We start from the raw sequence: 12,271 nt of genomic DNA, 5'->3' as shown, positions 1-12,271 counted from the left end.
TGGGCGTGCACGAGCTCGTCCGGGCACGGCAGAGGTCGGGTGAGAGGACGTCGCCGACGCGAGACGGCCCGACGCCGTCGACGGACGGTCCGTTGCCTCGCGTGTCCCGCTCCGTCGGGGATCGTCGGGGATCGTCGGGGATCGTCGGGGATCGAGGTCGAGGTGGCCGACGGGGGTCGACGCAGAGCGTGAGCGATCGCGGGGCCGGGGCGCTCGGGTGTGGTCGCGGGTGGCCTGCGCGCCACGGCTGGAGCCGGGCGGCAGAGGCGTCCACCGTGGGGCGCGGCGAAGTCGTCGGGAGCAGCACCGTCAGGACCACGGCGGCGCCGCCTCAGCCGCGGTGCTGCTGCTTGATCCGGCTCGTGAGCTCCGTGACCTGGTTGTACGTGGAGCGTCGCTCCGCCATCTGCTCGGTGATCTTGCGGTTCGCATGCATGACCGTCGTGTGGTCGCGGCCGCCGAACTGCTGACCGATCTTCGGGAGCGAGAGGTCGGTCAGCTCGCGGCACAGATACATGGCGATCTGCCGTGCGGTGACGAGGACGCGCGAACGGGAGCTGCCGCAGAGGTCGTCGATCGTCAGGCCGAAGTAGGCGGCCGTCTGCGCGATGATCGCAGCGGGCGTGATCTCCGCGCTGTCCTCGTCGGTGATGAGGTCCTTGAGCACGATCTCCGCGAGCGGGAGGTCGACCTGCTGGCGGTTCAGGTTCGCGAACGCGGTGACACGGATCAGCGCGCCCTCGAGCTCGCGGATGTTGGTCGAGATGCGCGAACCGATGTAGGACAGCACGTCGTCCGGAGCCGCGAGACGTTCGCTCGACGCCTTCTTGCGGAGGATCGCGATGCGCGTCTCGAGGTCCGGCGGCTGGACGTCCGTGATGAGGCCCCACTCGAACCGCGACCGGAGACGGTCCTCGAACCCGTTCAGCTGCTTGGGAGGCAGGTCGGAGGTGATGACGACCTGCTTGTTGGCGTTGTGCAGAGCGTTGAAGGTGTGGAAGAACTCCTCCATCGTCTGCTCCTTGCCCTGCAGGAACTGGATGTCGTCGATGAGGAGCACGTCGACGTCACGGTAGCGCCGCTGGAACGCCCCGGCCTTCCCCTCACCGATGGAGTTGATGAAGTCGTTGGTGAACTCTTCGGAGTTCACGTAGCGCACCCGCACGTTCGGGTAGAGGTTGTGCGCGTAGTGCCCGATCGCGTGCAGCAGGTGCGTCTTGCCGAGTCCGGAGTCGCCGTAGATGAACAGCGGGTTGTAGGCCTTGGCCGGCGCCTCCGCCACTGCGACGGCGGCAGCGTGCGCGAACCGGTTCGACGAACCGATGACGAACGTCTCGAAGACGTACTTGGGGTTCAGCCTGCTGGGCTCGGCCTGGGGACGCGGCGGGGGAGGAGGCGGCAGGTCGGGGAGGAGCACGTCGTCGGGCTCGATGTAGGGGCGCTCGACCGCCGGCCGCGACGCGGGCGCGAGGACCGGGTCGGAGCTGAGCTCCGGGTCGACGGTGATCCCGAAGCGGACGTCGCGCCCCAGGCACGAGGACATCGCGGTCACCAGCTCGTCGCGGACGCGCGTCTCGAGGTACGTGCGGGTCTGCTCGTGGGGGACCGCGATGAAGACGGTGTCGTCGAGGATCGCCAACGGCTTGGCCAGCCGGATGAACGCGATCTGCCGCGGGGTGATGTCCGGGCTCGCCTCGAGGATGCTCAGGGTCTGTGCCCAGACGTCGGCGATGTTCTCGTCCGGGTTGGCCACGGGCAGTTCCTCACGGGGGTTGACAGCGTGCGCCGGGCACAGCTCCGGCCGTCGAGCGCGCTGACGGGCCGGGCGGGGTGCGCCGACGAGAGAAGGTCACGGATGGGATGATGCTGGGGTCGATCGTGCCACGGGAACCCCTCATCCACATAGTTGTCCACAGGCTGTGGGTTGTAGGGTGGGGTTCCTCCCCCGGCAGGTTGCCGGGATTCGGGACGACGCCGCGCCATCGTCGCACGCGGCGGACGTCACCCGTCGCGGTTTGACCCGGAAGGGTCGCGCAGCGTAACGTCAGACAGCCGTTCCAGGTGTTCTTGGCGCGCCCGCGTGGAGGAAACTCGACACGAGGCCTCACGCCACGAACTGCCTGCGAGGACCCGATGCCCCCAGCAATGGCCATCCGGTCCGCGTGCCTGAGCGGCGACCGGGCGGGGAACCGTCCGGCGCACGACCTGAACCACCGGCAGGAGCCAACCGGATCCTGTCACTGCATCGTCGAGGACATAGACGGTGTACCTCCCCGACGTTCTTGGAGTACCTCGTGAGCAAGCGGACCTTCCAGCCGAACAACCGGCGCCGGGCGAAGACCCACGGCTTCCGGCTGCGCATGCGGACCCGCGCCGGCCGCGCCATCCTGGCTGCCCGCCGCCGCAAGGGCCGCACCGAGCTCTCTGCCTGATCGCACGTGCTTCCCGCGGCGCACCGACTGCGCCGTTCCGTCGATTTCGAGCGGGCGGTGCGCCGCGGCGTGCGTGCGGGTAGGTCGACCGTGGTCGTGCACCTCTCGGAGGACCCCGAGGGTGCTGCGCAGCCGCAGGTCGGCTTCGTCGTCTCCAAGGCAGTGGGAAACGCGGTGCACCGCAACCTCGTGAAGCGCCGACTGCGCGCCGCCACGGCGTCGCGCCTCTCCGTGCTGCCCGCGCACGGGCGCGCCGTCGTCCGCGCGCTTCCCGGCGCGGCGCTCGCCTCCTTCGAGGAGCTCAGCGCCGACCTCGACAGCGGTCTCGTGCGTGCGACCCGTCGGCTCCACGATCGAGCGGGCGAGCGTCGATGACGACGACCCACCCGCCGCGCGTCCCGGCGCCGTCCTCGCCCGAGGAGCCCGGAAGCGACGAGCGCGGCGTCGTCCGCCGGGTCGTCGACCTGCTGCGCCGTGTCCCCGCCCTCACGCTGATCGGCGTGATCAGGGCCTACCAGTCGGTGATCTCGCCGATGACGGGGCCCACGTGCAAGTACTACCCGTCCTGCTCCCAGTACGCCCTCACGGCGGTGCGTCGGCACGGCGCCCTGCGCGGAACGGGCCTCGCCCTCTGGCGGCTGCTGCGCTGCAACCCCTGGAGCCTCGGTGGGGTCGACGACGTTCCGCCGGCACGACACACGCACTAGTCCGTAGCCCGATCCCCGGGCGATTCACACGCTTTGTCTGAAGTTGAGGGAGCAGTCACCGATGGACTTCTTCGCGTTCCTCGCCCCGATCGAGTGGGTCGTGGCGTGGATCATGTACCTCTGCCACCAGGGGCTCGTCTTCCTCGGGTTCTCCGACGGCCCAGGCCCGGCGTGGGTCCTGTCGATCGTCGGCCTGGTCATCATCATCCGTATCCTCCTGATCCCCTTGTTCTTCAAGCAGATCAAGGCGTCGCGCGGTATGCAGATGTTGCAGCCGGAGATGCAGGCGATCCAGAAGAAGTACAAGGGAAAGACCGACCCGGCGTCCCGCGAGGCCATGAGCCGCGAGACGATGGACCTGTACAAGAAGCACGGGACGAACCCGTTCGCCTCCTGCATGCCGATCCTGCTCCAGTCGCCGATCTTCTTCGCGCTCTTCCGGGTGCTGAACGGCCTGGTGCCGATCTCCGACGGCTCCTCGAAGCCGATCGGTCCTATCGACGCGTCCGTGGCGTCTGACATCGAGAGCTCGTCGGTGTTCGGTGCGCAGCTGTCGGACGTCTTCCTCCGCACCGACGACCTGCAGACGAAGATCGTCATCGCGGTCCTCATCATCGCGATGTGCGCGACGACGTTCTTCACGCAGCGCCAGCTCACGATGAAGAACATGCCGAAGGCCGCGCTCGAGGGCCCGATGGCGTCGACGCAGAAGATGATGCTCTACGTCTTCCCCTTCATCTTCGCCGTCTCCGGCGTGAACTTCCCGGTCGGTGTTCTCGTCTACTGGACCACGACGAACCTCTGGTCGATGGGGCAGCAGTTCTACACGATCCGGCGCATGCCGGCTCCGGGTTCGGAGGCGGAGCGCCTCCTCAAGGAGCGTCAGGCGCGCAAGCGCGCCGCGAAGGGCGTGGTCGAGGACGCGACGCCGGTCATCGAGCAGCCTCGCGGCCAGCGCCAGCAGCCCAAGCGCAAGGACCGCCAGAAGAGCGCTCCTCGTCCCGTTAGAACGGTGGCGGCGACCACCCCGGAAGATGCTCCGGTGGAGGACGCCCCGGCGGACAAGCCGTCGCCCGGCGGTACCGCGAAGGGCGGGCCCGGGTCCGGGACCGGCGCGACGAAGCCCGCGCCCAAGAAGAAGAAGCAGAAGTAGCCCTGCGCCCGAGCGCGCACGTGCCGTGAGGAGCAACGCATGACGCCTACCGAGACGCCCGCGCCCGACGCGACGTCCACCGAGGAATCCGCCCCGGAGACCACCCGGCTCGAGGAAGAAGGGGAGATCGCGGCGGACTACCTCGAGGAGCTCCTCGACATCGCGGACCTCGACGGTGACATCGACATCGACGTCGAGCACGACCGGGCCGCAGTCGAGATCGTCGCGGACGACCCCTCCGCTTTGAGCTCGCTCGTGGGCGACGACGGCGAGGTGCTCGATGCGCTGCAGGAGCTGACCCGCCTTGCCGTGCAAGCGAGGACGGGGGAGCGGAGTCGCCTCATGCTTGATGTCGCCGGCTTCCGGGCGGGCCGCCGTCGTGAGCTCACGGCGCAGGCCGCGGAGGCGATCGAGCGCGTCCGTGCTGAGGGCGCCAAGGTCTCGCTCGAACCGCTCAACGCGTTCGAGCGGAAGGTCATCCACGATGCGGTAGCCGCCGCCGGGCTGCGCAGCGACTCGGAGGGCGTCGAGCCGCAGCGCTACGTCGTCATCTACCCGGCGGACTGACACCGACGGCGACAGCAACCGCACCACCACCCCGCCCCGCGTTTCACGTGAAACGCGGGGCGTAGTGCATGGTGCGAGGGCTCGTGCGTCGTCCCGGCCCCCGTGGGCCGGGACGCGCTGGCACGACGGGAAGGCCGACATCCCCACGGCGCGCCAGCGCGGGAGTCGCCACGGCCCTGCGGGACGGACACGGCGGTCCTCGGACCGCGGTGCAACCGCGACGGCAAGAGTCGACCCCGGTCTCACCGCTTCGGTGGGCCGCGCACGCTTGCCGTCGTTTCACGTGAAACGATGAGGCGTTCGCACACAAGGAGGCAGACGACCCGATGCAGCACGAGGCCGCAGGCAACGAGGAGCCGGAGATCCCCCGGGAGGCGCTGATCGAGTACTTCGGAGAGTCGTTCCCCGCCGTCGAGAAGTTCGCGGAACGTCTGCGTGACGAAGGCGAGCTGCGTGGCCTCATCGGTCCGCGGGAGGTTCCGCGCATCTGGGATCGTCACATCCTGAACTCGGCCGCCGTCGTGCCCTTTCTGCCCAGGACGGGCCTTGTTGCGGATGTCGGATCGGGTGCCGGCCTCCCGGGCGTCGTGATCGCCGCGATGCGGCCGGAGGCGACGGTCTACCTCATCGAACCGATGGAGCGACGCTGCGCCTGGCTCACGGAGATCGCCGAGGATCTCTCTTTGCCGAACATCGAGGTCAAGCGCGGGCGAGCCGAGGAGTATCACGGCGCTTTCGAGTGCGACGCGGTGACGTCTCGCGCCGTCGCGGCACTCGACAAGCTCGCGCGGCTGTCGCTCCCGCTGGTTCGTCCTGGCGGAGAGATGATCGTGCTCAAGGGTCGCAACGTGAGCCGTGAGGTCGATCCGGCACGGAAGGTTCTGCGCAAGCTCAAGGCATCGGAGCCGGAGATCCTTGAGGCGCCGACGCTGCCTGGTGTGGAGACCACGACCGTCGTTCGTATCGTGCGGCAGACTGGTTCACGCTGATCCTGGGAACAGGTGGCCGAGCACGTGAGCGACACGCGAGATCTCGGCCCCGATATCCGTCGGACGCCATGGCGTACGGCGGATGCTGAGAGGCGACGACGGAGAGGATGAGACGCGTGACGCAGAGCCCTGTGGGTCCCGACGGATCCGAGGAGCGAGCGGCGCTCTCCCACGACGGGGAGGGTGCACAGAGCATGGGAACCGAGGACGACCGTCGAGCTGCACTGATGGCCAGTCTTCCCGTCGCTGACGACTCGACGCCGCTCGCCGCCCAGCTCGCGGAGGATGCTCGCCGCCGGATCGACCTCCACGGGCGGCGTTTCCCTCGACCGGTGACGACACGGATCATCACCGTCGCCAACCAGAAGGGCGGCGTCGGGAAGACGACGACGACGGTGAACCTCGCCGCTGGGCTGGCCATGGCCGGGCTCAACGTGCTGGTGATCGACAATGATCCCCAGGGGAACGCTTCGACGGCTCTCGGGGTCGAGCATCGCGCGGGGACACCGTCGGTCTACGAGGTTCTCGTCGATGGAGACCCGTTGGCGAGCGCCGTCCAGCAGTGTCCTGACATCCCCACGCTCTGGTGCGTCCCGGCGACCATCGACCTCTCTGGTGCAGAGATCGAGCTCGTGTCGCTGGTTTCACGTGAAACACGACTTCGCCGCGCCCTCGATGAGTACCTGGCGCAGCGTGAGCGGGACGGTCTGGAGCCGATTGACTACGTTCTGGTCGACTGCCCTCCGAGCCTCGGCCTCCTGACGGTGAACGCCTTCGTCGTCGGCCGGGAGGTGCTCATTCCGATCCAGTGTGAGTACTACGCCCTAGAGGGTCTGAGCCAGCTCCTCAAGACGATCGAGCTGATCAAGGCGCACCTCAATCCGGGTCTGCACGTGTCGACGATCCTGCTCACGATGTATGACGGGAGGACGAACCTCGCGCAGCAGGTCGCGTCGGAGGTTCGTGAGCACTTCCCGGAGCAGACGCTGCGGACCACGGTCCCGCGTTCGGTGCGTATCTCCGAGGCCCCGAGCCACGGACAGACGGTCATGACCTACGACCCGGGGTCGACCGGCGCGCTCGCCTACCTGGAGGCGGCCCGCGAGCTCACCCAACGCGCGGAGAACCGAAGCGACGAGGGGACGGATGACGACGGGCAGAGGAACGCCGCTTCGCCGCCGCCGCAGGACCCTCCGCAGTCAGCACACACGGGATCGACGTCTCACCACGACCATGAGTTTGCCGGCACCATCGGTGGTCCCGGCCTGCGGCAGGAGGAACAGCGATGAGCGAGAAGCGCCGAGGGCTCGGGCGAGGACTGGGCGCCCTGATCCCGACGAGCTCCGAGGGCAGGCGGCCCGTCGACGTCTTCTTCCCGAGCCCTGTGTCGGAGGAGGCGACCAGCGGGGAGAAGCACCGCGAGGCGGCTGGGTCGGCCGACGAATCAGCCACCGCGGTGGCTGAGGGGACCGACTCCGCGACGAGCGTCACGACGCTCGTGGCGGACGCGGACTCCGGACCCGCTGATCTTGCCTCGCTCACGTCACTCTCGGAGGCTGACCTCGCCGAGCTGGATGCTGTGGTCGCGGACGCGAGTGCGGTACCCGTGACCCCGCGCGACGAATCGACGAGCGATAGGCCGACGACGGACGCCGTTTCACGTGAAACGACATCCGACGCGAGCCGAAGCACGGGGGAGGAGCAAGCTCCCGCTCGGGATCTCGACACGTCTTCGCCCGCTGAGTCGACAACGGTGGAGGAGTGGGCGGGTGGGGCGGCCGAGGATCTGGTTCCGGTCCCGGGGGCGCGGTTCGCTGAGCTTGCGACGTCCTCGATCCGACCTAACCCGCGTCAACCGCGCACCGTTTTCGACGAAGGCGAGCTCGACGAACTGATCGGCTCCATCCGCGAGATCGGGGTGCTCCAGCCGATCGTGGTGCGTCCGGTGCCGGGGGAGTCCGGCACCTACGAACTGATCATGGGCGAGCGCCGTTGGCGCGCGACGCAGGCAGCGGGACTCGACGTCATCCCGGCCATCGTCCGCGAGACCGACGACGCCGATCTGCTGCGTGACGCGCTCTTGGAGAACCTGCACCGCAGCGCTCTCAATCCTCTCGAGGAGGCTGCCGCATACCGCCAGCTCCTCGACGACTTCGGCTGCACGCACGAGGAGTTGGCAGACCGCATCTCGCGGAGCCGCCCCCAGATCTCCAACACCCTGCGTCTGCTGCGTCTACCTCCCCTGGTGCAGCGGCGAGTTGCTGCCGGAGTGCTCTCGGCAGGGCACGCGCGCGCTCTTTTGGGTCTCACCGACGGTGCGGAGATCGAGCGTCTGGCGCAGCGCATCGTCGCCGAAGGTCTCTCCGTGCGGGCGACGGAGGAGATCGTCGCCATGGGCGGCCTCGACGGTGAGCGCCGCGCGCCGCGGACACCGCGGGCGGGACAGCGGTCCGCGGCGATCGACGAGCTCGCGCATCGGTTGTCCGACCGTTTCGAGACGCGGGTCAAGGTCGACCTGGGTAAGAACAAGGGGCGCCTGACGGTCGAGTTCGCCTCGGTCGAGGACCTCAACCGGATTCTCGACGTCATGGCGCCCGACGATCCCGGTCTGCTGCGCAAGTAGAGGCATCGCGGGGCGGTACACCGGCGCAGAGTCCCCGTGGCCAGCGTCGGGGACCAGAGCGCAGGGCGGGGCGCGCGCACTCACCACACGGGAGTGCGCGCGCCCCGTCTGTCTCTACGGACGAGGAGCGTCCGCCCAGTTCGCCGATTCTCTGCGAGCAGCTTGCGTGCGCGCACACGCGCTCACTCGACAGTAGATGACCTGTGTTTCGCCTCGACGGGTGGCCGCGCCCGTGCCGCGTCCGACGGTGCGTGGCAGAGGAGCGACTGACGGGCGCCGCGACCAGCGTCGCGTGCGGACAAGCGCTCGGACCCGCATTCTCGTTCTCTCTGACACGCAGGCGTCTGCGCGGGAAGGGTCGACCGCACGACGAGGCCCTCCCACAGGCCGGCGGTGCGCCTCGTTTCACGTGAAACACCACGGCCGAGGGCTCCACGACGGGGAGGACGGCTTCTCGGTGCCACGTTTCACGTGGAACACGCCTCCGGTTCCGTTGTCGCGAACCGGAGTCCACGGCCGGGACCGGCGCCACAGATCACAACACCCGATCGGATCGACGGCATTCGACCAGCTTTGAATTCACCTCGAGGTTCACCTTTCAAGGACCACCGGTCAAGCCCAGCGCGCAGGGCCACACACACGGGGCACGGATGGCGCGGCCTGCGCCGCCGGTGATCTTCGTGCTCTGGGCACCCGCCGAGGAGCAGCGATACGCCCCGCTCCTGAGTTGCGCGGCCGCAGCGCACAGAATGATGCGCCTGCGGTACTGCGGCGGGCCTTCTCGCCTCCGACGCGTCGAGCACGTCGTGACCTCTCCTAGTCTCCACCGATGCGCGAGGAGGAGGTGGGCAAGGATCCGGCGTTCGTGCATGCGAACTGACGGGGTCGCTGGCGCCCCAAGCGTCCACCAACGGTGAGCGCTGTCGGGTAGGCCCTGAGGTCGGCGTGCTGGGGCGCGCGTGTCACTCGCCAGCTCCGAGACGGATGAGCAGTCGCGACGTCGCCAGAGGAGTGCGCCAGACCGGCATGGGCCGCAACGGCTTCGAGGTGGGCGTGCTCTCGGCAAGAGAGAGGGGCTGTCGTGCTCTGCTCTTTGGCGATGCAGTCGATCGTTTCACGTGGAACATCGGACTGGCATAGTGCCGATGAACGGGGTCTCGGCGTGCGCGGGGCAGCACCCGGAACTTCAGGGTCGTCCTGCTGGCGACGATCCCCGTGCCCACGGCGGGGGAGGGGAGCGGTCCCGCTAGACCGAGCCCGGTCGGAACGGCGGCGGTCAGCAACACGAACTGAGGGGTCTCCCGGGGTGGGGCGGTGGTGAGTGATCGCCTCCCACCACAACCGTGTTCCCACCAACCGCCGCACCTTGCGAAGGTGGAGGGGTCTCAGAGCGTCACGACGCGACGTCGGCGACTGGCGCCGTTGTTCAGTGCGCATCCGCTCGCCTCACACCTCGCATCGGAGAGCCGGTCAGTGCAGCTTGCCGGCGCAGTTGACACGGTGGGTCCGGTCTCCCGGGCCCCGACGTAGTGGACAGCTTCAACCACGCCCAGTCCCGTGGCGATCACCGCGATGCGACGGTGTTTCACGTGAAACGGCCAGGGCGATGCGGTCGAGGACCCGGCGCGGCTGGACGGGGGCGAAGGCACAACCGAGACGGCTGTCGGAACTGTGGGTCCGTGCTCGCGACGGTGTCAAGGAAGTCACGGTTCCGGAGGCCGAGCGCGGCGAGCGCGGCGAGCGCGTGGACGGTCTCGGTCTGACGGAGCGCGGCACGCGCGGGACCGTCAGGCATGAGGAGCCCGACACTCGTGGGGTCAGTGAGATGTCGAACCACACGGCGGAGTCGCGCGGCCGCGACGCCGCCAGCCGCGCCGGTCGCGTTCGACGCCATCCTGGAGGACCGCACGGGGCTACCCGTCGAATCCGTCGACCGCGAGGGCCGCGGGGGTCCCTCGCGAGACGGCTCGGCGGCGATCCCGGCCGGTTGGAGACGGGTGTGCGCAGGACTTGAGAGAGTTGCGGCATCAATTCGCATCGGGTGGTGCTGAGGAGACGACGGAGGACGACGAGCCGTACGACCGCGAGGCGGTACCACGAGCGGTGGCGGCGGGTTATGCAGAGCGGGAGACCACCACGGCGCGTACGGGCTGGCGCCCCACGGCGGCGCGGCGCGTGGTGCGAGGGTGTGATAGGTCCGGCCTCTCGCCACCCGGTTCGAAGTCGCCGCCGCGGACGCAGTCCCGTCGCGAGGGGCGAGGGGCCGGAGGCGAGAGCGAAGGGCGGGAGGCGGGAGGCGACGGCACCCCCAGACCACTTTCTGTCCCGGCACGGCCGCACGGCCGCACGGCGGCACGGCGGCACGGCGGCACCAGGATCAGGCGCGCGCGGAGCGCTGGCCCTGCTCGTCGGAGCGGTCGGGGTTTCCTCACCGGCGACGCAGCAGCAGCCGTGAGAGTGAGCCCGTGCCACGAGGCAGACGAAGAGTCTGCGAGCAGGACAAGGCGTGCGCTCATGTCGGTGCACCAGCGAGGCGACCGGTGGTGCTCGAGCGGCAGCGTGGAGGCCCCACCATCACCGGTGCCCGGCTTGAGCCAGCTCTCTCCGTCGACGGGGCAGAGACGGGAAACGCCCCTGTTTCACGTGAAACAGGGGCGTCGCCACGTCGCGCACGCGACGAACTAGTGGCGTACGTGGGCGTTGACGAGGGACCGGTAGAGGTGTCCGAGGTCGAGGCCGGCCGCACGGGCTGCCTGGGGGAGGAGAGAGGTCTCGGTCATCCCCGGCGCGACGTTGACCTCGAGGAACTGCACGACCCCGTCGGCGTCGAGGATGACGTCGGTGCGCGACAGGTCGCGGAGACCGAGCGCGGTGTGTGCCCGGACGGCGACCTGGCCGACGACGCCGAGGATGTCGTCGTCGAGCCGGGCCGGCGCGAAGTACTCCGTGCGGCCGGGGTTGTAGCGCGCGTCGAAGTCGTACGGTCCGGTCGTGACGATCTCGACCGGCGGCAGCGCCTGCGGCCCGCGGCCCAGGTCGACGACGCTCACGGCCAGCTCGACGCCCCGGACGGCCTGCTCGATGAGCGCGACCTCCCCGTACGCGAAGCAGTCCACCATGGCGCGAGGAAGCTGGTCGGCGCGCTCGACGAGCGTCACGCCGAGCGCCGACCCGCCGTGCGTCGGCTTCACGACGAGCGGGAGCCCGAGTCGCGCGACGACCGCGTCGAGCACGGGCTGGGCACCGAGCTCGCGGAACAGGCTCTGGGGGAGGGTGACGTACTCGGGAGTGCACAGGCCGGCGCCGAGGACGACGTTCTTCGCGACGGGCTTGCTCCAGGCGGCGCGGCTCTCCCGCGGGCCTGTCCCGACGTAGGGCACCCCGACGAGCTCGAGGACGTCGCGGATGGAGCCGTCCTCCCCGCTCGCGCCGTGGAGCAGCGGCCAGACGACGTCGGGGTGCGCGGAGTCGAGGAAGGGCAAGAGGTCGGCGTCGACGTCGTGCACGGTCACCTCGAGACCAGCGGCGCGGAGGCTCTCCGCGACCCGGCGGCCGGAGCGGAGCGAGACGTCGCGCTCGTGCGAGAGGCCGCCCGCGAGGATGGCGACGTGCCCGCCGGGGGGGACGTCGTCGTCGGGCCGGAGGAGGTGAAGGTGCTGGTCAGGGCGCTGCGCGTCCGTCGAGGTCGTGCTGTCGGCTGCGCCGGTCGTCGTCGGGCTGCCCGTGGTCGTGTCCACTGGTGACGGACTCCTGTTCGGTGCCGCTGCCGCCCGTCCGGGGCGCAGCGGCGTGGGTGGTGA

General features: G+C 69.4%; 10 protein-coding genes. 8 read left to right on the top strand and 2 right to left on the bottom strand.

All coding sequences use genetic code 11. From position 1 onward, the window contains the following. Positions 1–331: 331 nt before the first annotated feature. Positions 332–1,753 carry a chromosomal replication initiator protein DnaA gene (gene dnaA / locus ACZ4MO_RS14060; protein ID WP_074803999.1) on the bottom strand — a complete coding sequence of 474 codons (1,422 nt, stop codon included), beginning with the start codon at positions 1,751–1,753 and terminating at the stop codon, positions 332–334. A 541-nt stretch (positions 1,754–2,294) separates the two neighbouring features. Here dnaA and rpmH point away from each other — a divergent pair. The 8 genes from rpmH (at position 2,295) to ACZ4MO_RS14020 (ending at position 8,471) form a co-directional block, all read left to right on the top strand. Beyond that, a complete protein-coding gene (gene rpmH / locus ACZ4MO_RS14055; protein WP_034225701.1) occupies positions 2,295–2,432 on the top strand; it encodes a 50S ribosomal protein L34 in 138 nt (45 codons plus the stop codon). 6 nt (positions 2,433–2,438) lie between these two features. Beyond that, a complete protein-coding gene (gene rnpA, locus ACZ4MO_RS14050) occupies positions 2,439–2,807 on the top strand; it encodes a ribonuclease P protein component (RefSeq protein ID WP_175009423.1) in 369 nt (122 codons plus the stop codon). After that, a complete protein-coding gene (gene yidD, locus ACZ4MO_RS14045) occupies positions 2,804–3,139 on the top strand; it encodes a membrane protein insertion efficiency factor YidD (protein ID WP_175009424.1) in 336 nt (111 codons plus the stop codon). The genes rnpA and yidD overlap by 4 nt, the downstream gene beginning before the upstream one ends. Positions 3,140–3,200: 61 nt before the next feature. Beyond that, entirely contained in the window at positions 3,201–4,292 is a 1,092-nt protein-coding gene (yidC, locus tag ACZ4MO_RS14040) for a membrane protein insertase YidC (RefSeq protein WP_175009425.1), read from the top strand. A 39-nt stretch (positions 4,293–4,331) separates the two neighbouring features. Further along, entirely contained in the window at positions 4,332–4,859 is a 528-nt protein-coding gene (locus ACZ4MO_RS14035) for a R3H domain-containing nucleic acid-binding protein (RefSeq protein WP_175009426.1), read from the top strand. 326 nt (positions 4,860–5,185) lie between these two features. Then, positions 5,186–5,848 carry a 16S rRNA (guanine(527)-N(7))-methyltransferase RsmG gene (rsmG, locus tag ACZ4MO_RS14030; RefSeq protein ID WP_175009427.1) on the top strand — a complete coding sequence of 221 codons (663 nt, stop codon included), beginning with the start codon at positions 5,186–5,188 and terminating at the stop codon, positions 5,846–5,848. Positions 5,849–6,075: 227 nt separating this feature from the next. After that, the gene (locus ACZ4MO_RS14025; protein WP_255437317.1) at positions 6,076–7,137 is read left to right on the top strand and encodes a ParA family protein; all 1,062 of its coding nucleotides are present in this window, start codon (positions 6,076–6,078) and stop codon (positions 7,135–7,137) included. A gap of 464 nt (positions 7,138–7,601) precedes the next feature. Continuing rightward, positions 7,602–8,471: a ParB/RepB/Spo0J family partition protein gene (locus tag ACZ4MO_RS14020; RefSeq protein WP_499279125.1), complete on the top strand. Its 870-nt coding sequence runs from the start codon at positions 7,602–7,604 to the stop codon at positions 8,469–8,471. 2,681 nt (positions 8,472–11,152) lie between these two features. On the opposite strand, the gene ACZ4MO_RS14015 is transcribed toward ACZ4MO_RS14020, so the two are convergent. Further along, a complete protein-coding gene (locus ACZ4MO_RS14015) occupies positions 11,153–12,073 on the bottom strand; it encodes a D-alanine--D-alanine ligase family protein (RefSeq protein ID WP_255437318.1) in 921 nt (306 codons plus the stop codon). Positions 12,074–12,271: the final 198 nt, after the last annotated feature.

Source organism: Sphaerisporangium cinnabarinum, from assembly GCF_055567015.1.
The sequence above is the reverse complement of the archived record's forward strand: the minus strand, read 5'-3'. Positions and strand labels throughout refer to the sequence as shown.